Annotated in this window: 23 protein-coding genes and 1 tRNA gene; 21 read left to right on the forward strand and 3 right to left on the reverse strand. The window is 41.2% G+C overall.

Annotation, left to right across the window (positions count from 1 at the left end):
• The first annotated feature begins 44 nt into the window (after positions 1-44).
• The 10 genes from QM923_RS04765 to pflA all read left to right on the forward strand — a co-directional run bounded on the left by QM923_RS04765 (position 45) and on the right by pflA (position 9,188).
• On the forward strand, positions 45-755 hold the full coding sequence (locus tag QM923_RS04765; RefSeq protein WP_414291062.1) for a dimethyladenosine transferase: 711 nt from the start codon (positions 45-47) through the stop codon (positions 753-755).
• A gap of 19 nt (positions 756-774) precedes the next feature.
• Positions 775-1,647 (forward strand): 16S rRNA (adenine(1518)-N(6)/adenine(1519)-N(6))-dimethyltransferase RsmA, encoded by an 873-nt coding sequence (gene rsmA, locus QM923_RS04770; RefSeq protein WP_414291063.1) that lies wholly within the window; start codon positions 775-777, stop codon positions 1,645-1,647.
• A gap of 1 nt (position 1,648) precedes the next feature.
• Positions 1,649-2,527 (forward strand): ribosome small subunit-dependent GTPase A, encoded by an 879-nt coding sequence (gene rsgA, locus QM923_RS04775; protein WP_414291064.1) that lies wholly within the window; start codon positions 1,649-1,651, stop codon positions 2,525-2,527.
• Positions 2,528-2,537: 10 nt separating this feature from the next.
• Entirely contained in the window at positions 2,538-3,194 is a 657-nt protein-coding gene (rpe, locus tag QM923_RS04780) for a ribulose-phosphate 3-epimerase (RefSeq protein ID WP_414291065.1), read from the forward strand.
• Positions 3,157-3,819, forward strand: a complete 663-nt coding sequence (locus QM923_RS04785) for a thiamine diphosphokinase (RefSeq protein ID WP_414291066.1) — start codon at positions 3,157-3,159, stop codon at positions 3,817-3,819. Before rpe ends, QM923_RS04785 begins: the two co-directional genes overlap by 38 nt.
• A gap of 1 nt (position 3,820) precedes the next feature.
• The gene (locus QM923_RS04790; protein ID WP_414291067.1) at positions 3,821-5,077 is read left to right on the forward strand and encodes a DNA recombination protein RmuC; all 1,257 of its coding nucleotides are present in this window, start codon (positions 3,821-3,823) and stop codon (positions 5,075-5,077) included.
• Entirely contained in the window at positions 5,067-6,008 is a 942-nt protein-coding gene (locus QM923_RS04795) for a 3'-5' exoribonuclease YhaM family protein (RefSeq protein ID WP_371500052.1), read from the forward strand. The genes QM923_RS04790 and QM923_RS04795 overlap by 11 nt, the downstream gene beginning before the upstream one ends.
• Positions 6,009-6,110: 102 nt before the next feature.
• Positions 6,111-6,935, forward strand: coding sequence for a pur operon repressor (gene purR, locus QM923_RS04800; protein ID WP_006147832.1), 825 nt, complete (start codon positions 6,111-6,113; stop codon positions 6,933-6,935).
• Positions 6,936-7,007: 72 nt separating this feature from the next.
• Positions 7,008-8,261 (forward strand): diaminopimelate decarboxylase, encoded by a 1,254-nt coding sequence (locus tag QM923_RS04805; RefSeq protein ID WP_414291068.1) that lies wholly within the window; start codon positions 7,008-7,010, stop codon positions 8,259-8,261.
• A gap of 132 nt (positions 8,262-8,393) precedes the next feature.
• Complete coding sequence (gene pflA, locus QM923_RS04810; RefSeq protein ID WP_004251620.1) at positions 8,394-9,188, forward strand: pyruvate formate-lyase-activating protein; 795 nt, start codon at positions 8,394-8,396, stop codon at positions 9,186-9,188.
• 228 nt (positions 9,189-9,416) lie between these two features.
• On the opposite strand, the gene yidC is transcribed toward pflA, so the two are convergent.
• Entirely contained in the window at positions 9,417-10,343 is a 927-nt protein-coding gene (yidC, locus tag QM923_RS04815) for a membrane protein insertase YidC (protein ID WP_414291069.1), read from the reverse strand.
• A gap of 76 nt (positions 10,344-10,419) precedes the next feature.
• Positions 10,420-10,698: an acylphosphatase gene (locus tag QM923_RS04820; protein WP_001174501.1), complete on the reverse strand. Its 279-nt coding sequence runs from the start codon at positions 10,696-10,698 to the stop codon at positions 10,420-10,422.
• Between the two features lie 33 nt (positions 10,699-10,731).
• On the opposite strand from QM923_RS04820, the gene QM923_RS04825 reads away from it, so the two are divergent.
• The 11 genes from QM923_RS04825 to QM923_RS04875 all read left to right on the forward strand — a co-directional run bounded on the left by QM923_RS04825 (position 10,732) and on the right by QM923_RS04875 (position 19,502).
• Positions 10,732-11,472, forward strand: coding sequence for a TrmH family RNA methyltransferase (locus QM923_RS04825; protein ID WP_414291070.1), 741 nt, complete (start codon positions 10,732-10,734; stop codon positions 11,470-11,472).
• Positions 11,473-11,526: 54 nt separating this feature from the next.
• On the forward strand, positions 11,527-12,210 hold the full coding sequence (locus QM923_RS04830; RefSeq protein WP_414291071.1) for a Bax inhibitor-1/YccA family protein: 684 nt from the start codon (positions 11,527-11,529) through the stop codon (positions 12,208-12,210).
• A gap of 97 nt (positions 12,211-12,307) precedes the next feature.
• Positions 12,308-13,300 (forward strand): aspartate--ammonia ligase, encoded by a 993-nt coding sequence (gene asnA, locus QM923_RS04835; protein WP_036752234.1) that lies wholly within the window; start codon positions 12,308-12,310, stop codon positions 13,298-13,300.
• A 59-nt stretch (positions 13,301-13,359) separates the two neighbouring features.
• The gene (rsmD, locus tag QM923_RS04840) at positions 13,360-13,899 is read left to right on the forward strand and encodes a 16S rRNA (guanine(966)-N(2))-methyltransferase RsmD (protein WP_414291072.1); all 540 of its coding nucleotides are present in this window, start codon (positions 13,360-13,362) and stop codon (positions 13,897-13,899) included.
• Positions 13,889-14,377, forward strand: a complete 489-nt coding sequence (gene coaD, locus QM923_RS04845) for a pantetheine-phosphate adenylyltransferase (protein ID WP_414291073.1) — start codon at positions 13,889-13,891, stop codon at positions 14,375-14,377. Before rsmD ends, coaD begins: the two co-directional genes overlap by 11 nt.
• A complete protein-coding gene (locus tag QM923_RS04850; protein ID WP_414291074.1) occupies positions 14,361-15,398 on the forward strand; it encodes a SepM family pheromone-processing serine protease in 1,038 nt (345 codons plus the stop codon). Before coaD ends, QM923_RS04850 begins: the two co-directional genes overlap by 17 nt.
• A 57-nt stretch (positions 15,399-15,455) precedes the next feature.
• Positions 15,456-15,686 (forward strand): DUF1146 family protein, encoded by a 231-nt coding sequence (locus tag QM923_RS04855; protein WP_033587493.1) that lies wholly within the window; start codon positions 15,456-15,458, stop codon positions 15,684-15,686.
• A 24-nt stretch (positions 15,687-15,710) separates the two neighbouring features.
• Positions 15,711-16,997 (forward strand): UDP-N-acetylglucosamine 1-carboxyvinyltransferase, encoded by a 1,287-nt coding sequence (gene murA / locus QM923_RS04860; RefSeq protein ID WP_414291075.1) that lies wholly within the window; start codon positions 15,711-15,713, stop codon positions 16,995-16,997.
• A complete protein-coding gene (locus tag QM923_RS04865; protein WP_414291076.1) occupies positions 16,984-17,178 on the forward strand; it encodes a DNA-directed RNA polymerase subunit beta in 195 nt (64 codons plus the stop codon). Before murA ends, QM923_RS04865 begins: the two co-directional genes overlap by 14 nt.
• Positions 17,179-17,224: 46 nt before the next feature.
• Positions 17,225-18,052: a DNA/RNA non-specific endonuclease gene (locus QM923_RS04870; RefSeq protein ID WP_006147845.1), complete on the forward strand. Its 828-nt coding sequence runs from the start codon at positions 17,225-17,227 to the stop codon at positions 18,050-18,052.
• 118 nt (positions 18,053-18,170) lie between these two features.
• Positions 18,171-19,502, forward strand: a complete 1,332-nt coding sequence (locus QM923_RS04875) for a hemolysin family protein (protein WP_036752256.1) — start codon at positions 18,171-18,173, stop codon at positions 19,500-19,502.
• A gap of 216 nt (positions 19,503-19,718) precedes the next feature.
• On the opposite strand, the gene QM923_RS04880 is transcribed toward QM923_RS04875, so the two are convergent.
• A tRNA-Cys gene (locus tag QM923_RS04880) sits at positions 19,719-19,789 on the reverse strand.
• Positions 19,790-19,795: the final 6 nt, after the last annotated feature.

Below are 19,795 nucleotides of genomic sequence, written 5' to 3' on the forward strand. Positions count from 1 at the left end.
ACTTGAACCAGTAACCTTTTTCAAAGATTGTGAAGGGAAACGATATGGCAAATAGAAGTTATATTTACTTAAAAAACGGAGATGAAGTCCGTATTCTAACAGAGGGAATTTACACAATACCTTATTTTTGGCAATTGTTTTGGGATGAAGAAGATTTAAAAGCTCCCATTGCTCTCTGGGAAACAGCAGAAAAACTCGAAGAAGATGAAGAGCAAGCAGAAAAGTTTTACCAAGAGCAGAATGTAGATATCTTGATTCCTATTGAAAAATTCCAGCAAAACGCCCTCCAAAATCGGTCTTTTTTAGAAGAGAATGTTCCACAAGCCTTGAAACTATATGATGCCTTTGTTCGTTATATTCTTGCAAACGTAAAAGATGGTGATGTGTTAGGATTTGATCTTTTGGATGTAGTTTTTATGGACCAAGTCTCTGTAGTCGCTGATAAACTGTTAAAAAATATCCGAGCTATTCGGGAAAATCAACCCAAAGATTTAGATTTTTCTCTAACGGATGAGAACTTAATAGGCCTTGCTATGGGTTTTCCTGATTATTACGCTTCAGAATTATTACCAGAAGACAATATTCTAGATTCGGTTGCCTATCAGGATGAATTGAAGAAAATGAACTCCCAAGAAGATAAAAAACAGTTTGATATGACTGGAGCCGATACAAAAGAGAACAAACATCGTGTTCTATTTGTATTTTGGATTTTGTTGGCAGGAATTATGTTGTTTCTATATATTATTTTTAGCTAATAATTAGAAAAGAGAATAAATGAGAATTGCAGATTACAGCGTGACCAAGGCAGTACTGGAGCGTCACGGTTTTACCTTTAAAAAATCCTTCGGGCAAAATTTCTTGACCGATACCAATATCCTTCAAAAAATCGTGGATACGGCTGAGATTGATGATCAAGTCAATGTTATCGAAATCGGGCCAGGGATTGGTGCCTTGACGGAATTTCTAGCTGAACGTGCAGCTGAAGTCATGGCCTTTGAGATTGATCATCGCTTAGTGCCAATTCTAGCGGATACCCTGCGTGATTTTGACAATGTGACCGTAGTTAACGAGGACATCCTCAAGGTCGACTTGGCGCAGCATATCCAAAATTTTAAAAATCCTGACCTGCCTATTAAGGTAGTAGCCAACTTGCCTTACTATATCACGACGCCTATTCTCATGCACTTGATTGAAAGTGGCATTCCTTTTAGTGAGTTTGTCGTCATGATGCAAAAAGAAGTGGCAGATCGTATCTCCGCTCAGCCAAATACCAAGGCTTACGGTAGCTTGTCGATTGCCGTTCAGTATTATATGACTGCCAAGGTTGCCTTTATCGTACCTCGTACGGTCTTTGTACCAGCGCCAAACGTAGATTCAGCTATCTTAAAAATGGTGCGCCGTCCAGAACCAGCTGTGTCGGTTGAAGATGAGAACTTCTTCTTTAAGGTTTCCAAGGCTAGTTTCACCCATCGTCGCAAGACCTTGTGGAACAACTTGACAGGCTACTTTGGGAAGACCGAGGAAGTTAAGGATAAGTTGACCAAGGCTTTGTACCAAGCAGGCTTGTCACCATCTGTACGTGGTGAAGCTCTCAGCTTAGAAGAATTTGCCAGTCTAGCAGACGCACTTAAAGGACAAGGACTCTAAGATGCAGGGACAAATCATTAAAGCTTTGGCGGGTTTCTACTATGTGGAGAGTGATGGCAAGGTTTATCAAACACGCGCGCGTGGGAATTTCCGTAAAAAAGGCCATACGCCCTATGTTGGGGATTGGGTAGATTTTTCTGCAGAGGAAAATTCCGAAGGTTATATCCTCAAAATTCATGAACGAAAAAATAGTCTGGTTCGTCCACCCATTGTTAATATTGACCAAGCCGTTGTCATTATGTCAGTTAAAGAACCTGACTTTAATAGCAACTTATTGGATCGGTTCTTGGTTCTTTTGGAGCACAAGGGCATTCATCCTATCGTCTATATTTCCAAAATGGATTTACTAGAGGATAGCGAAGAGTTGGATTTTTACGAGAAAACCTATCGTGCTATTGGCTACGACTTTGTGACTAGTAAGGAAGAGCTCTTACCTCTGTTGACAGACAAAGTGACGGTCTTTATGGGGCAGACGGGTGTTGGTAAGTCAACTCTTCTCAATAAAATCGCTCCTGATCTCAATCTAGAAACGGGAGAAATCTCAGACAGTCTGGGTCGTGGTCGTCACACTACTCGAGTGGTTAGTTTTTACAATCTCAATGGTGGGAAAATCGCAGACACACCAGGTTTTTCATCGCTGGATTACGAAATAACAACAGCAGAAGACCTGAATCAGGCTTTTCCAGAGATTGCTAGTGTCAGTCGAGACTGCAAGTTCCGTACTTGTACGCATACTCATGAGCCATCTTGTGCAGTGAAACCTGCAGTAGAAGAGGGCATCATTGCCACTTTCCGTTTTGATAACTACCTACAATTCCTCAGTGAGATTGAAAATCGTAGAGAAACCTATAAAAAGGTCAGCAAAAAAATTCCAAAATAAGGAGAAGCTTATGTCTCAATACAAGATTGCTCCGTCAATTCTGGCAGCAGATTATGCCAACTTTGAATGTGAAATTAAACGCCTAGAAGCAACTGGGGCAGAATACGCCCATATTGATATCATGGATGGTCACTTTGTGCCACAAATCAGCTTTGGTGCAGGTGTCGTCGAAAGCCTTCGCCCTCATAGCAAGATGGTTTTTGATTGTCACTTGATGGTCTCTAATCCTGAACACCATCTAGAAGACTTTGCGCGTGCAGGGGCAGACATCATCAGTATTCATGTAGAGGCAACACCTCATATTCATGGCGCTCTTCAAAAAATTCGTTCTCTAGGTGTCAAACCATCGGTTGTTATCAATCCTGGGACACCAGTTGAAGCGATTAAGCATGTCCTTCACCTAGTTGATCAAGTTTTGGTCATGACGGTTAATCCTGGATTTGGTGGGCAAGCTTTTCTGCCTGAAACCATGGATAAGGTTCGTGAGTTGGTTGCCCTTCGTGAGGAAAAAGGTTTGAATTTTGAAATTGAAGTGGATGGCGGGATTGATGATCAGACCATTGCTCAAGCCAAAGAAGCTGGCGCTACAGTTTTTGTAGCGGGATCTTATGTCTTTAAGGGAGATGTCAATGAACGAGTGCAAGCTCTCAGAAATCAACTGGACTAAAGTTGCAGTTTTTGCAGGGGGAGACCGCGGTCACTACCGAACAGATTTTGACTGTTTTGTCGGTGTGGATCGAGGCTCTCTCTGGGTACTGGAAGAAGAACTTCCTCTTGCTCTAGCAGTTGGTGATTTTGATTCTGTGACTGTAGAAGAACGTCAGTTGATTCAAGAACGTTCGCAACATTTTGTCCAAGCCCATCCAGAAAAAGATGATACCGATCTGGAACTAGCACTGTTAACGATTTTTGAAAAAAATCCTCAAGCTCAGGTGACCATCTTTGGTGCCCTAGGTGGTCGTATTGACCATATGCTGGCCAATGTATTTCTACCCAGCAATCCCAAGTTGGCACCCTATATGCGCCAGATAGAGATTGAGGATGGGCAAAACTTGATTAGCTATTGCCCAGAAGGTACCAGTCAACTAGAGCCGCGTTCGGACTACGATTATCTGGCCTTTATGCCGGTTCGGGATAGCCAGTTGACTATTCTTGGTGCCAAGTATGAACTGACAGAGGAGAATTTTTTCTTTAAGAAAGTTTATGCTTCTAACGAATATATAGATAGGGAAGTTTCGGTGACTTGCCCAGATGGCTATGTGGTCGTACTGCATAGCAAGGACAGGAGATAGGATGGAGATTATATTACTACTGTTACTAATTGCTAACCTAGCCGGCCTCTTTCTTATTTGGCAAAGGCAGGATAGGCAGGAGAAATACCTGACCAAAAGTTTAGAAGACCAGGCAGATAATCTTTCAGACCAGTTAGATTATCGATTTGAACAAGCGCGACAAGCAAGCCAGCTGGACCAAAAAAATCTAGAAGTGGCTGTTAGCGACCGTTTGCAGGAGGTGCGAATCGAATTGCACCAAGGTCTGACTCAGGTTCGACAGGAGATGAATGAAAACCTCCTCCAAACCAGAGATAAGACCGACCAACGACTACAGGCCTTGCAGGAATCAAATGAGCAACGCTTGGAACAGATGCGCCAAACGGTCGAGGAAAAGTTAGAAAAGACCTTGCAGACACGTTTGCAAGCGTCTTTCGAGACAGTTTCCAAGCAATTGGAATCTGTCAATCGTGGCCTTGGAGAAATGCAGACGGTTGCCCGTGATGTCGGCGCTCTTAATAAGGTCTTATCTGGTACAAAAACTCGAGGAATTCTAGGAGAATTACAATTGGGGCAGATTATCGAAGATATCATGACGCCTGCTCAGTATGAACGAGAATTTGCAACTGTTGAAAACTCGAGTGAGCGAGTCGAGTACGCCATCAAGTTGCCTGGGCAAGGTGACCAGGAATATGTTTATCTACCAATTGACTCTAAGTTTCCACTGGCAGATTATTACCGTTTAGAAGAAGCATATGAAGCAGGTGATAAGGAAGAAATCGAAAATTGTCGCAAATCACTCCAAACAAGCGTTAAGCGTTTTGCCAAAGATATCAAGAACAAGTACATAGCACCGCCAAGGACGACCAATTTTGGAGTTTTGTTTGTTCCGACAGAAGGTCTTTACTCAGAAATCGTTAGAAATCCAATTTTCTTTGATGGTTTGAGACGGGAGGAGCAGATTATCGTAGCTGGACCAAGTACCTTGTCAGCCCTTCTTAACTCCCTATCTGTTGGCTTCAAAACTCTAAATATCCAAAAGAGTGCTGACCATATTAGCCAAACTCTAGCCAACGTCAAAACCGAATTTGGCAAGTTTGGTGGTATTCTGATTAAAGCGCAAAAACACCTCCAACATGCCACTGGTAATATTGATGAATTACTAAACCGTCGTACTTCAGCTATCGAGCGAACTCTCCGACATATTGAATTGTCAGAAGGTGAGCCTATGCTTGATTTGCTCCAGTTCCAAGAAGATGAGGAAGAATATGAAGATTAGTCACATGAAAAAAGATGAACTGTTCGAGGGCTTTTACCTGATCAAATCAGCCGATCTGAGACAGACGCGTGCTGGGAAAAATTACCTAGCTTTCACCTTCCAAGATGATAGTGGGGAAATCGAAGGAAAGCTCTGGGATGCCCAACCTCATAACGTTGAGGCCTTTACTGCAGGAAAAGTTGTCCACATGCAAGGGCGTCGTGAAGTTTACAACAACACTCCACAGGTAAATCAAATTACCCTTCGCTTACCTCAGCCTGGCGAACCCAATGACCCAGCAGACTTCAAGGTCAAATCACCAGTGGATGTTAAAGAAATCCGTGAGTACATGGCACAGATGATTTTCAAGATTGAAAATCCCATCTGGCAACGAATCGTTCGGGCCCTCTATACCAAATATGATAAAGAATTTTATTCTTATCCAGCTGCAAAAACTAACCACCATGCCTTTGAAACAGGGCTTGCTTATCACACGGCAACTATGGTTCGTTTAGCAGAGGCAATTGCAGATATCTACCCACAACTCAATAAGAGCTTGCTCTATGCGGGAATTATGCTTCATGACCTGGCTAAGGTTATTGAGTTAACAGGTCCGGACCAGACAGAGTATACAGTGAGAGGAAATCTTATCGGCCATATCGCCTTGATTGATAGCGAGATTACAAAAGCGGTTATGGAACTTGGCATTGATGATACTCGAGAAGAAGTGGTGCTTCTGCGCCATGTGATTCTCAGCCACCATGGATTACTCGAGTATGGTAGTCCTGTTCGTCCTCGTGTGATGGAAGCTGAAATTATTCATATGATTGATAATTTGGATGCGAGTATGATGATGATGTCAACAGCTCTGGCTCTTGTTGATGAGGGTGAAATGACCAATAAAGTCTTTGCAATGGACAATCGTTCCTTCTACAAGCCAAAATTAGACTAGAAACTAAAAAAATGAGCTTTATTTAGACAATAAAGTTCGTTTTTTTTGCTTTAGTGTGTTATAATAGGAAAAAGACTAATTAAAAAGAATGGTGAATAACTAATGAAATTAAGAAGAAGTGATCGGATGGTTGTTATTTCCAATTATTTGATTAACAATCCATACAAATTAACCAGTCTCAATACCTTTGCGGAAAAGTATGAATCTGCCAAATCTTCTATTTCAGAAGATATTGTCATTATTAAGCGCGCCTTTGAAGAAATTGAAATCGGCCATATTCAAACGGTGACAGGTGCTGGTGGTGGGGTTATTTTCACACCTTCTATCTCTACCCTTGAGTCCAAAACAATCATCCAAGAGCTTCGCGATAAACTTTCAGAGAGCGACCGCATTCTTCCAGGAGGCTACATTTATTTGTCTGATCTCCTTAGCACTCCAGCTATTTTGAAAAATATTGGACGTATTATTGCTAAGAGCTTTATGGACCAAAAGATTGATGCTGTTATGACGGTAGCGACCAAAGGGGTTCCGCTTGCAAATGCAGTAGCAAATGTTCTCAACGTACCTTTTGTCATTGTCCGTCGTGACTTGAAAATCACAGAAGGTTCAACTGTGAGTGTTAACTATGTCTCAGGTTCTAGCGACCGTATTGAAAAAATGTTCCTTTCAAAACGTAGCCTTAAAGCAGGAAGCCGTGTCTTGATTGTTGATGACTTCTTGAAAGGTGGAGGAACCATTAACGGTATGATTAGCCTTTTAACAGAGTTTGATTCTGAGTTGGCTGGTGTAGCTGTCTTTGCTGATAATGCGCAGGAAGATCGTGAACAGCAGTTTGACTACAAATCACTCTTAAAAGTTACCAATATTGATGTGAAGAACCAACAAATAGAAGTTGAAGTTGGGAACATCTTCGAAACAGAAAAATAAGAGAGAATAAGATGCTTAAAGGTTGGAACTTTCGTCCCAGCCTTTCTTTGATAATGAATATGAAGGAGCCCTATGAAGACGCCATTTATTAAACGTGAGGACTTAGAAAAGATTGTTGAAGAGTTTCCAACTCCATTCCATCTCTACGATGAAAAAGGTATTCGCGAGAAAGCACGCGCAGTAAACAAAGCCTTTTTTTGGAATAAAGGCTTTAAAGAATACTTCGCAGTTAAGGCAACCCCAACTCCTGCTATCTTGAAGATTTTGCAAGAAGAAGGATGTGGAGTGGATTGTTCTAGTTATGTAGAACTCTTAATGAGTCATAAGCTTGGGTTTACAGGTGCGGAGATGATGTTTTCATCTAACAATACACCAGACCAGGAGTACGCCTATGCCCGCGAATTAGGTGCGACGATCAACTTGGATGCCTTTGAAGATATTGAGCATTTAGAACGTACAACAGGCATCCCTGAGATTATCTCATGCCGTTACAATCCTGGTGGCGTATTTGAACTCGGAACGGACATTATGGATAGTCCTGGTGAAGCTAAGTTCGGGATGACTAAGGAACAGCTCTTTGAAGCCTTTACTATCTTGAAAGACAAGGGAGCAAAAACTTTTGGGATTCATTCCTTCCTAGCTTCCAATACTGTTACTCATCTCTATTATCCAGAATTGGCGCGCCAGCTTTTTGAACTGGCTGTAGAAATCAAGGAAAAATTAGGAATTTCGCTGGACTTCATTAATCTTTCTGGAGGAATCGGGGTCAACTATCGTCCGGACCAGGAGCCTAATGATATTGCTTTAATTGGTGAGGGTGTTCGTCAGGTTTATGAAGAAGTTCTTACGCCAGCAGGTCTTGGTCAAGTTAAGATTTTTACAGAACTAGGACGCTTTATGTTAGCGCCTCATGGAATTCTAGTGACTAAAGTAACCCATAAAAAGAAAACCTACCGAACTTATCTCGGAGTAGATGCATCAGCTGTCAATCTTATGAGACCGGCTATGTATGGAGCTTATCACCACATCACCAATATGATGCATCCTGACGGTCAGACGGAAGTAGTTGATGTTGTTGGCTCTCTTTGTGAAAACAACGATAAGTTTGCAGTTAATCGTGAACTACCTCAAACAGAAATTGGTGATTTGTTAGTCATTCATGATACAGGTGCACATGGCTTCTCTATGGGCTACCAGTACAATGCCAAACTTCGTTCAGCAGAGATTCTCTATACAGAGGACGGTAGTGCACGGCTAATCCGTAGAGCAGAGCGACCTGAGGACTATTTTGCAACTCTCTATGGATTCGACTTTGACAAGGATTAGAAGAATTTTTGAAAATCATGAAAGTTGAAAGTGAAAAACAGTTTGTTTTCTAAAAAATAGACAAAATCTATTGTTTTTCCTTTCAAGCGTGATATAATAAAATTATAAAACGGTTTCAAGGAAGGTGACGTGATGTCAGAAGAAACAATTGACTACGGACAAGTGACAGGAATGGTGCATTCGACAGAGAGTTTCGGGGCGGTAGATGGCCCTGGGATTCGTTTTATTGTCTTTTTGCAGGGCTGTCAGATGCGTTGCCAATATTGCCATAACCCCGACACATGGGCGATGGAAACCAATAAATCTCGTGTACGAACAGTAGATGATGTTCTAGAAGAAGCGCTTCGATATCGTGGTTTCTGGGGAGACAAGGGAGGTATCACAGTCAGCGGAGGAGAAGCCCTCTTGCAGATTGATTTCTTGATTGCCCTCTTTACCAAAGCAAAAGAAAAGGGTATCCATTGTACCTTGGATACTTGTGCCCTTCCATTCCGTAATAAGCCACGTTATTTAGAGAAATTCAACAAACTCATGGCTGTGACAGACTTGGTTCTTCTTGATATCAAGGAAATCAACGAAGCACAACACAAGATTGTAACCAGTCAAACCAATAAAAATATCTTGGCATGTGCTCAGTACTTGTCAGATATTGGGAAACCTGTTTGGATTCGTCACGTTCTTGTGCCTGGATTGACAGACCGTGATGAAGATTTGATTGAGCTTGGTAAGTTCGTAAAAACTCTTAAAAACGTTGATAAGTTTGAAATCCTACCCTACCACACTATGGGAGAATTCAAATGGCGTGAACTTGGGATTCCGTATTCACTTGAAGGGGTTAAACCTCCAACAGCAGATCGTGTCAAAAACGCTAAGGAATTGATGGATACAGAAAGTTATCAAGATTACATGAAACGTGTACATGGATAAAAAGAAGCTTGATGGGAACATCGGGCTTTTCTGATATGAAAAAGAGAGTGGGACAGAAATCGGTAATTCGTTAGAATTCGATTTCGTCGTCCCACCTCCGCACAGTTGAGTAGGGCTGTAAAAGATGATGAAATCAGCGTAGTAGAGCCCACTCAACCACTGTGTCTTGCTCGACAATCCAAAGACAATTGAGAGGCTAGGACTTTTGTCCCAGCCTCCTTTTATTTTTTATCTAGAATGTTGTTTTCCAGAATTGCGTTTTTTATTTTTCTTCTTAGCAGAAGTTGAGATAACTGCTGCTGATTCAGGAGTTACATCTTTACGAGCAGCTGAAGTTTTACTTGCTTTTGGTGGGTTCTTGGCATATTCTTCACGTACTTTTTTACGAAGTTTTGGACGAATGATGTAGTTGACGATGAATTGTTGAAGAATCATCATGAAACCACCGACAACCCAGTAAAGCGTAACGCTGGCGGGTGAGAAAATTGAGAACATGACAATCATCATTGGACTCATATAAATCATCTTCTTGAGTTGTTCTCTTTGAGTCTCGTCTTCAACTCCATGTAGTGAAAGGAGCGATTGGACGTAGTAGAGAACACCTGCACAGGCGATAAGAATCCAACTTGGAGAACCAAGTGCGATTCCTAAGAAGCTAGCTTCAGAAACACCTTCTGTATGTTGAGCTGCAAAGTAGATCGCTGAGAAGAAAGGCATTTGAATGAGGATAGGGAAACATCCTACACCACCAAACATACTGATACCGTGCTCTTTTTGAGCAGCAAAGAGGGCTTGTTGGGCTTCCAGTTTTTCTTCTTGAGTAGTTGCTTCTTTGAGACGAGTTTGATGTGGCTCAAGAACATGCTTGAGGGCGTTCATCTTTTCAGAATGAAGCGTTGCCTTCCATGATTGGTAGATACCAAGTGGCAAAATAATCAAGCGGACGATAATGGTTACAATAATAATAGCGACCCCGAAGCCTAGCCCTTTATCAGTAGCAAAGTACTTGATGGCTTCAGCCATAGGTGCTCCGATTGTATTCCAAATAAATCCTGTTGGTTGTCCAGTTGCTTTATCAACCTGGACACAGCCTGTTAAGACTAATAGCATGGCCACTCCCATGATAGAGAGGGCGATTCGTTTAATTGATTTCACTGTTTTTATTCCTTCTTAAAAATGATACCTTTCTATTCTACTGTTTTTTTTGAAAATATACAATAGTTCTAGAGACCTAATTTGCTACTTTGAAATCTGAATAGGATGGGAAGTTGCTCAATTGAACATCTAGATAAGTTACTTTTGAGAAGGGAGTAGGTCCTTTTCGGATCTCTTGGATGAACTTAGCCATGATAGCTGAAGACTCTGCTTGGGCAAGAATTTCAACGGTTCCGTCATCGTTGTTCCAGACACGTCCAGTGATTCCACCTAGCTCGAGGGCAAGGGTATAGACGCCCCAGCGGAAACCAACGCCTTGAACGCGACCCTGTGCGATCATTTTGACCTTTTGCATACCAAACCTCCTTGGTTGTGTTATAATATATCTATGACTATTATAACCTCTAAAGCCAATTCTGTGGTAAAAAATGCCAAGAAATTGCATCAAAAAAAATATCGAAAATCTTCTTATTTAATTGAAGGATGGCATTTGTTCGAAGAAGCTGTTCAGGCAGGTGCAAAGATAGAGAAAATATTTGCCCTGTCAGAGTATGGTGAAAAATTAGCGGACTACCCTCAGACTGTCTTTGTGGCTGAAGAAATCTTGCTTGATTTGGCAGATTCACAAACTCCTCAGGGCATTGTAGCCATTGTTCAAAAGGAAGAAGAGCAGTTGCCGGATTTGAGCCAAGGGAAATATCTTTTCTTAGAAGACGTGCAGGATCCTGGAAATGTTGGCACAATGATCCGAACGGCAGATGCGGCAGGTTTTTCTGGAGTCATCGTTTCAAGCAAGTCAGCAGATATTTATAGCTTGAAGACTCTTCGATCCATGCAGGGCAGTCATTTTCATTTACCGATTTATCGGATGCCTATTGAAACTTTTGTTGAAGAGGCTAAAAAGGGCAATTTACCAATTCTGGCAACTACTTTGTCCCAAAACTCTAAAGATTATCGTGAGCTTGCTCAGCTAGCAGATTTCGTCTTGGTTATGGGAAATGAAGGTCAAGGCATTAGTCCATTCATGACAAATCAGGCAGATCAACTGGTTCATATTACCATGAAAGGGCAAGCGGAAAGTCTCAACGTTGCCATTGCTGCAGGCATACTCATGTTTTATTTGAGTTAAATTGTTTTATTTTTGTTATAATAAGTAAAAAGATTTCATAAGGAGAAAAAAGATATGAATCAAACAATTATTCAAGAACGTTCTGGTCTGAATCAATTTTATGCAAAAGTCTATGCTTTTGTCGGGATTGGGATTGCCTTATCTGCAATTGTTTCAGCCTTGATGTTAACAACCTTCCAAGATCTTCTTGTTCAGTTAATGCTTAACGCCCGTATATGGCTAATCGTAACAGGAATTGTAGAAGTAGCTCTAGTGATTTTTGCGAGTGGTTTAGCGGTAAAGAATAGTCCAGCAACCTTTCCAATATTTCTGCTCTACTCAGCGGTTAATGGTTTTTCACTAAGCTTCATTGTTTCGCTCTATCTTCCTGGGACAGTTTTGACAGCCTTTATCTCCAGTGCAGCCCTCTTCTTTGTGATGGCTATCGTAGGAGTAGTCATTAAAAAGGATTTGAGTGGAATCGGTCGTGCTTTGATTGCAGCCTTATTTGGTCTGATACTGGCCATGGTTGTTAATATCTTCTTAAATAGTGGCCTAATGGACTACATTATTAGTATTGTTATGGTGCTTGTTTTTGCAGGTTTGATTGCTTGGGATAATCAAAAAATTCGTTATGTTTACGAAGAGTCAGATGGACAGGTAGCTACAGGCTGGGCAATTTCTTTAGCACTTAGCCTCTACCTCGACTTTATCAACCTCTTCCTTAGCTTCCTACGTATCTTTGGAAGAGACGATTAATACTTTTAGAGCTCAAATGAGCTCTTTTTTAATTTTTACTTTCATTTTTACTAGCAAAAGGGTATAATCTTTTTATTATTCAAAAGGAGGGATACATATGAAAAAAAGTTTTATTCACCAGCAGGAAGAGATTTCATTTGTAAAAAATACCTTTACCCAGTATTTAAAAGATAAGTTAGAAGTAGTAGAAGTGCAAGGACCAATCTTGAGTAAGGTTGGTGATGGAATGCAGGACAACCTTTCAGGTATTGAAAATCCAGTTTCAGTTAAGGTTTTGCAGATTCCTAATGAAACCTATGAAGTGGTGCATTCACTTGCCAAGTGGAAACGTCATACCTTGGCTCGTTTTGGTTTCGGTGAAGGAGAAGGCCTCTTTGTTCACATGAAGGCTCTTCGTCCAGACGAAGATTCACTAGATGCGACTCACTCGGTTTATGTGGACCAGTGGGACTGGGAAAAGGTCATTCCTAATGGACAGCGTAATCTAGCCTACCTCAAGGAAACCGTTGAAAAGATTTATAAGGCCATTCGTTTAACAGAGCTGGCAGTCGAAGCCCGCTATGATATTGAGTCAATCTTGCCGAAGCAAATTACCTTTATCCATACTGAAGAATTGGTAGAACGCTACCCAGACTTAACTCCAAAAGAACGTGAAAATGCTATCTGTAAGGAGTTCGGTGCGGTCTTCCTAATTGGTATCGGTGGTGTATTGTCAGATGGAAAACCTCATGACGGACGTGCGCCGGACTATGATGACTGGACAACAGAATCTGAAAATGGCTACAAGGGTCTAAATGGAGATATCCTTGTTTGGAATGATAATTTGGGTGCAGCCTTTGAATTGTCTTCAATGGGGATTCGTGTCGATGAAGACACTCTTCGTCGTCAGGTAGCTATTACAGGAGATGAAGACCGCTTATCTCTTGAATGGCATAAGGCTCTCTTGAACGGACTCTTTCCTTTAACAATCGGTGGAGGAATTGGACAGTCTCGTATGGCCATGTTCTTACTTCGTAAGAAACACATCGGTGAAGTTCAAACCAGTGTTTGGCCACAAGAAGTTAGAGATACTTACGAGAATATTCTTTAATCAATCGAACCGAGAGGTTCGATTTTCTTATTTCATCAGAATTTGGTATAATATACCTTATGAAAATCGTATCAGGAATCTACGGAGGACGTCCTTTAAAGACCTTGGACGGGAAAACAACGCGGCCGACATCAGACAAGGTCCGCGGAGCTATTTTCAATATGATTGGCCCTTACTTTGAAGGAGGGCGTGTGCTAGATCTCTATGCTGGTAGTGGGGGCTTATCCATTGAAGCAGTTTCAAGAGGGATGTCGAGCGCTATCCTAGTTGAGAAGGATCGCAGAGCACAGAATATTGTGGCAGAAAATATCCGGATGACCAAGGAGACCTCTAAATTTCAATTATTGAAAATGGAATCCAGTCGCGCATTGGAGCAAGTGGATGGTGTCTTTGATCTCATCTTTTTGGACCCTCCCTATGCCAAGGAGCAAATCGTATCCGACATTGAAAAAATGGCTGAGAGAAATCTTTTTTCAGAAGATGTCATGGTGGTCTGCGAGACCGATAAATCAGTAGAACTTCCAGAAGAAATCGCCTGTTTGGGTATCTGGAAGGAAAAAATATATGGGATTAGTAAGGTGACGGTTTATGTCAGATAGAATTGGGCTATTCACAGGTTCGTTTGATCCAATGACAAATGGGCATATGGATCTCATTGAGCGTGCAAGTAAGCTCTTTGATAAATTGTATGTAGGGATTTTTTATAATCCACACAAAAATGGATTTTTACCAATAGAAAGTCGGTTAAAGACTGTTGAAAAAGCAGTGGGGCATCTGAAAAATGTTCAAGTCATTGCCTCTCATGATGAATTAGTCGTTGATGTTGCTAGAAAACTGGGTGTCCATGTTCTTGTTCGTGGTTTGCGTAACGCTGCGGATCTTCAGTATGAAGCCAGTTTTGATTTTTACAACCATCAATTAGCAGGAGAGATTGAGACAGTCTATCTCCATAGTCGCCCAGAGCATGTTTACATCAGCTCTTCAGCTGTGAGAGAACTATTGAAGTTTGAACAAGATATTAGCAAGTATGTACCAAATGTAGTCTTGGAGGAGTTAAAGAATGAAGAAAAAAACTAGATGGCCCATATATTTAATCATCGGGCTCATTATCACTTTTACAGCTTTTACGGTACCACTTCCTTATTACATTGAGGTGCCCGGGACTTCAGAAGATATTCGAAAAGTCTTGCAAGTCAATAATAAACCTGACCAAGAGGAAGGTTCTTACCAATTTGTGACGGTAGGAGTTAAACATGCCAGAATGGTGGACTTGGTTTATGCTTGGCTAACACCTTTTACGGATATTCGAAGTGCTAAAGAGATGACAGGTGGTTCTTCAGATGCAGAATTTATGCGAATCAACCAGTTTTACATGGAAACTTCGCAAAATATGGCCAAATATCAAGGTCTGAAGGCGGCGGGCAAGGAGATAGAACTCAAATACCTGGGAGTCTATGTTTTGACTGTGACAGATAACTCGACCTTCAAGGGGATCCTCAATATTGCCGACACTGTAACAGCTGTCAATGATAAGACTTTTGAGAGCTCCAAGGAAATGGTCGACTATGTCAACTCTCAAACGTTAGGTGACAAGGTTAAGGTTACTTACCAAGAAGACGGGAAAGTCAAAACCGCTGAAGGAAAAATCATTACTCTGGAAAATGGGAAAAATGGTATTGGAATCGGCTTGATTGACCGCACAGAAGTGTCAAGTGATGTGCCAATCAAGTTTTCAACTGCTGGCATTGGTGGTCCGAGTGCTGGAATGATGTTTAGTTTATCCATCTATACGCAAATTGCAGATCCAACTCTTCGAAATGGACGTATTATTGCTGGTACAGGAAGTATTGACAGAGATGGAAATGTTGGTGATATTGGTGGAATTGACAAAAAAGTTGTTGCTGCTGCAAAAAAAGGAGCTACTGTATTCTTTGCTCCTAACAATCCAGTAACTGAAGAAGCTAAAAAGGCCAATCCTAATGCTAAAAGTAATTATGACACGGCTGTAGAAGCTGCTGAAATGATTAAGACAGACATGAAGATTGTTCCTGTCAAAACACTTCAGGATGCAATTGATTACTTGAAAAACAACCCATAAAATATAGTGCAAGTCCATAGACTAGCGTAGAAAAAGAGAAGATGGTATAATAGGCAGATGATTCAATTGTTTTTTACCCTCAGTAGTCATATGTTTTTTGTCTACCTAGTTTTTCAACTTTTGAAAGATTTGGTCAAATGGGATCAAATTTTGAAGGTGACTAAGGACAATGCGAGGAAGGTACGACTTTTGGTAGTATTGTGTAGTATCGGTTTAGGATATCTAATCAGTTCTTTTTTCCTAAATCTCTATCAATTATGGCAAGAAGCCGTACGGACATTATTTTAAACTCGAAAGTAAAGGAAAATATTAATGGAAAAAATTGTAGTTCGAGGTGGCGATAATCGCCTAGTCGGAAGTGTCACCATTGAGGGTGCAAAAAATGCAGTCTTACCCTTACTTGCTGCAACTGTTTTAGCAAGCGAAGGAAAAACAGTTTTAAAAAATGTTCCTATCCTATCGGATGTCTTTACCATGAACCAAGTGGTTCGTGGATTAAATGCGAAAGTTGATTTTGATCAAGATGCACATATTGTTGAAGTGGATGCGACAGATGATATCACAGAAGAAGCTCCGTATAAGTATGTTAGCAAGATGCGTGCTTCTATTGTAGTCTTGGGTCCAATCCTGGCTAGGGTTGGTCATGCTAAAGTTTCGATGCCAGGTGGTTGTACGATCGGTAGTCGTCCGATTGACCTTCACCTTAAAGGTTTGGAAGCAATGGGGGCTAAGATCACCCAAACAGCTGGCTATATCGAAGCTAAGGCAGAACGCTTGCATGGAGCCCATATCTATATGGACTTTCCTAGTGTTGGGGCAACCCAAAACTTGATGATGGCTGCAACGCTAGCTGATGGCACAACTGTTATCGAAAATGCTGCGCGTGAACCTGAAATTGTAGACTTGGCTGTCCTCTTGAATAAAATGGGAGCTAAAGTCAAAGGTGCGGGAACAGAGAGCATTACCATCACTGGTGTTGAAAACTTGCATGGTGCAACCCATAACGTTGTTCAAGACCGCATCGAAGCAGGGACATTCATGGTTGCTGCTGCAATGACAGGTGGAGATGTCCTGATTCAAGATGCTATCTGGGAACACAACCGTCCCTTGTTGGCGAAATTACAAGAAATGGGTGTTGAAGTCATCGACGAAGATGAAGGAATCCGCATCCGTTCTCAACGAGACAAACTGAAAGCAGTCCATGTTAAGACACTTCCACATCCAGGATTTCCTACGGACATGCAGGCCCAGTTTACTGCTCTTATGACGGTTGCTCAAGGAGAATCGACTATGATTGAGACAGTCTTTGAGAATCGTTTCCAACATCTAGAGGAAATGCGTCGCATGGGCTTGCATTCTGAGATTATCCGTGACACTGCTCGTATCGTTGGCGGGCAACCTCTCCAAGGTGCAGAAGTCCTGTCTACAGACCTTCGTGCAAGTGCAGCCTTGATATTGACAGGCTTAGTGGCCGAGGGTGAGACTATTGTTGGAAAACTTGTCCATTTGGATAGAGGTTATTATCGTTTTCATGAAAAGTTAGCTCAGTTGGGAGCTAATATTGAACGGGTAAGTGTGGAAGCTGATGAAGATGAATAAACAAGTCTCTTATGTATTACGTAGATTCCTACTAGTTATTATTGTCCTGCTTCTAGGGGTCTTGGCGCTTGGAATTGGCTTGATGATTGGCTATGGTATCGTAGGCAAGGGTCAAGATCCATGGGCGATTTTAGCTCCAGAAAAGTGGCATGAGTTAATTGCGAAATTTACAGGGAAATAGGCTGGGTGACCAGCCTTTTTCTAGGAAGTGAAATGAAGGAGAAAGTATGAACAAAAAAACAAGGCAGGCCCTAATTGGCCTCTTGCTCTTTTTGCTCTTGTCAGCAGGAAGCTACTATATTAAACAAATGCAGTCTTCCAACACTGCACCACAAACACGAGTAAAACAAAAATCCCAGTCGCTTGATACTCCAAGTCAAGAATTGGCAGAGAGTGTACTGACTGATTCGGTCAAAAAACAAATAAAGGGTACTCTTGAGTGGAATGGAGCAGGTGCCTTTATCATAAATGGGAACAAAACGAACTTAGATGCAAAGGTTTCAAGTAAACCCTATGCTGATAACAAGACAAAAACTGTAGGTGGGGAGACGGTCCCAACTGTGGCTAATGCCCTCATGTCAAAAGCAACAAGACAGTACAAAGACCGTGAAGAAACCGGGAATGGTTCAACTTCTTGGACCCCAGCAGGATGGCATCAAGTCAAAAACCTAAAAGGGACTTATAATCACGCTGTAGATAGAGGACATTTATTAGGCTATGCCTTGATTGGTGGTTTAGATGGTTTTGATGCATCTACTAGCAATCCCAAAAATATTGCTGTACAAACAGCCTGGGCCAACCAAGCACGCGCAGAAGATTCGACTGGACAAAACTACTATGAAAGTTTAGTTCGAAAGGCTTTGGATCAAAATAAGCGGGTGCGGTACCGTGTCACATTGCTCTACGCTACAGAAGAAGATTTGGTTCCTTCTGCATCTCAGATTGAAGCCAAATCATCTGATGGTGAATTGGAGTTTAACGTCGTAGTTCCTAACGTTCAAAAGGGAATTCAGTTAGATTACCGAACAGGAAAAGTAACTGTTACAAAGAACTAATAGATGGTCGGTCCCTTATTGTTTCGGTAGGGGATTTACTATAGAAATCACAATTTAATGTGTAGAAGTTGAAAAATATGGTATAATAGTCACAATTATACTTTTTAGGAGAAGGAAAATGGAAGACCCGAGCAGTCAGGATTTGTTACTGCAGTTTGTATTATTAGTTGTTTTGACCTTTTTAAATGCTTTTTTCTCTGCTACAGAGATGGCTATGGTTTCTCTTAGTCGCTCACGTGTTGAACAAAAGGCTGAAGAGGGGGATAAACGCTATATCCGTTTGCTAAAGGTACTTGAAAACCCCAATCACTTTTTATCAACCATTCAAGTTGGTATTACTTTAATTACAATCTTGTCAGGGGCTAAACTAGCAGACTCTCTAGGACAATTGATAGCCTCATGGATGGGAAATAGCGAAACTGCGCACGCAATCGCAAGCTTCCTGTCACTTGCTTTCTTGACCTATATCTCTATCGTTTTTGGTGAACTTTATCCTAAACGCATTGCTCTAAATCTTAAGGATGCCTTGGCAATCCGAACTGTACCATTTATTATTGCTATCGGTAAGATTGTGAGTCCCTTTGTTTGGTTGCTATCTGCATCAACCAATCTTTTGAGCCGTTTGACGCCGATGACATTTGACGATGCAGACGAAAAAATGACTCGTGATGAGATTGAGTACATGCTGACTAAAAGCGAAGAAACTTTGGATGCTGATGAAATCGAGATGTTGCAGGGGATTTTCTCACTGGATGAGCTTATGGCGCGTGAAGTCATGGTTCCTCGAACAGATGCCTTTATGGTAGATATCCAAGATGACACTCAGACCATTATCGAAAGTATCTTAAAACAAAACTTTTCTCGAATTCCTGTTTATGACGGCGATAAGGACAATGTCATTGGTTTGATTCATACAAAGAATCTGCTAAAAGCAGGGTTTACCGATGGTTTTGATAATATTGTATTGAGAAAGATATTACAGGAACCTCTATTTGTACCTGAAACCATTTTTGTGGACGATTTGTTAAAAGAACTGAGAAATTCACAAAGACAGATGGCTATTCTTCTTGATGAATACGGAGGAATGGCTGGTTTGGTAACACTTGAGGATCTCCTTGAAGAGATTGTTGGTGAGATTGATGATGAAACTGACCGTGCTGAAGTCTATGTTCATACTATCGGCGAGGACACTCATATTGTCCAAGGGACAATGAATTTGAACGATTTCAATGATTATTTTGATGTCGAGCTTGAAAGTGACAATGTAGATACCATTGCTGGTTATTATTTGACAGGTGTGGGAACTATTCCAACATCAGAAAAACTCAGTTATGAGTTAGAAAGTGGCAACAAGCATATCACCTTGACAAATGACAAGGTCAAAAATGGTCGTGTAACCAAGCTTAAGGTTCAAATCCAAGAACTTGAATCAGAAGAAGAAACAGAATAAAAACAAAAGCTTTATCAGAGAATACTGATAAAGCTTTTTTGAGCGGTCTTTTTTGTTTACCCTGAAAGCTTGGATTTAAAATCCAAGCTCTAAAAAACACCCTCGCCCCAAACTCGCCCCAAAAGTTTTTTAAAGTTATCCTTTTTTATCCTAAGATAAAAACAAAAAAGCCCGTAAAATCGGGCTTTCTTTTCGGATAAATTCCTATAATAAAAAAGGCGGTAGACGGATTTGAACCGACGATCAAGCTTTTGCAGAGCCGTGCCTTACCACTTGGCTATACCGCCTTAACT

The organism is Streptococcus infantis, from assembly GCF_047463275.1.
GTDB lineage: Bacteria > Bacillota > Bacilli > Lactobacillales > Streptococcaceae > Streptococcus > Streptococcus infantis_AF.

What these genes read in the sequence shown, in the direction of transcription:
- rsmD (WP_414291072.1), top strand. Translation starts at nt 13,360, where the DNA reads ATGAAAATCGTATCAGGAATCTACGGAGGACGTCCTTTAAAGACCTTG.
- rsgA (WP_414291064.1), top strand. Translation starts at nt 1,649, where the DNA reads ATGCAGGGACAAATCATTAAAGCTTTGGCGGGTTTCTACTATGTGGAG.
- pflA (WP_004251620.1), top strand. Translation starts at nt 8,394, where the DNA reads ATGTCAGAAGAAACAATTGACTACGGACAAGTGACAGGAATGGTGCAT.
- asnA (WP_036752234.1), top strand. Translation starts at nt 12,308, where the DNA reads ATGAAAAAAAGTTTTATTCACCAGCAGGAAGAGATTTCATTTGTAAAA.
- QM923_RS04790 (WP_414291067.1), top strand. Translation starts at nt 3,821, where the DNA reads ATGGAGATTATATTACTACTGTTACTAATTGCTAACCTAGCCGGCCTC.
- QM923_RS04805 (WP_414291068.1), top strand. Translation starts at nt 7,008, where the DNA reads ATGAAGACGCCATTTATTAAACGTGAGGACTTAGAAAAGATTGTTGAA.
- QM923_RS04875 (WP_036752256.1), top strand. Translation starts at nt 18,171, where the DNA reads ATGGAAGACCCGAGCAGTCAGGATTTGTTACTGCAGTTTGTATTATTA.
- QM923_RS04855 (WP_033587493.1), top strand. Translation starts at nt 15,456, where the DNA reads ATGATTCAATTGTTTTTTACCCTCAGTAGTCATATGTTTTTTGTCTAC.
- QM923_RS04830 (WP_414291071.1), top strand. Translation starts at nt 11,527, where the DNA reads ATGAATCAAACAATTATTCAAGAACGTTCTGGTCTGAATCAATTTTAT.
- murA (WP_414291075.1), top strand. Translation starts at nt 15,711, where the DNA reads ATGGAAAAAATTGTAGTTCGAGGTGGCGATAATCGCCTAGTCGGAAGT.
- QM923_RS04765 (WP_414291062.1), top strand. Translation starts at nt 45, where the DNA reads ATGGCAAATAGAAGTTATATTTACTTAAAAAACGGAGATGAAGTCCGT.
- coaD (WP_414291073.1), top strand. Translation starts at nt 13,889, where the DNA reads ATGTCAGATAGAATTGGGCTATTCACAGGTTCGTTTGATCCAATGACA.
- QM923_RS04820 (WP_001174501.1), bottom strand. Translation starts at nt 10,698, where the DNA reads ATGCAAAAGGTCAAAATGATCGCACAGGGTCGCGTTCAAGGCGTTGGT.
- QM923_RS04785 (WP_414291066.1), top strand. Translation starts at nt 3,157, where the DNA reads ATGAACGAGTGCAAGCTCTCAGAAATCAACTGGACTAAAGTTGCAGTT.
- QM923_RS04865 (WP_414291076.1), top strand. Translation starts at nt 16,984, where the DNA reads ATGAAGATGAATAAACAAGTCTCTTATGTATTACGTAGATTCCTACTA.
- rpe (WP_414291065.1), top strand. Translation starts at nt 2,538, where the DNA reads ATGTCTCAATACAAGATTGCTCCGTCAATTCTGGCAGCAGATTATGCC.
- purR (WP_006147832.1), top strand. Translation starts at nt 6,111, where the DNA reads ATGAAATTAAGAAGAAGTGATCGGATGGTTGTTATTTCCAATTATTTG.
- QM923_RS04870 (WP_006147845.1), top strand. Translation starts at nt 17,225, where the DNA reads ATGAACAAAAAAACAAGGCAGGCCCTAATTGGCCTCTTGCTCTTTTTG.
- QM923_RS04825 (WP_414291070.1), top strand. Translation starts at nt 10,732, where the DNA reads ATGACTATTATAACCTCTAAAGCCAATTCTGTGGTAAAAAATGCCAAG.
- rsmA (WP_414291063.1), top strand. Translation starts at nt 775, where the DNA reads ATGAGAATTGCAGATTACAGCGTGACCAAGGCAGTACTGGAGCGTCAC.
- QM923_RS04795 (WP_371500052.1), top strand. Translation starts at nt 5,067, where the DNA reads ATGAAGATTAGTCACATGAAAAAAGATGAACTGTTCGAGGGCTTTTAC.
- QM923_RS04850 (WP_414291074.1), top strand. Translation starts at nt 14,361, where the DNA reads ATGAAGAAAAAAACTAGATGGCCCATATATTTAATCATCGGGCTCATT.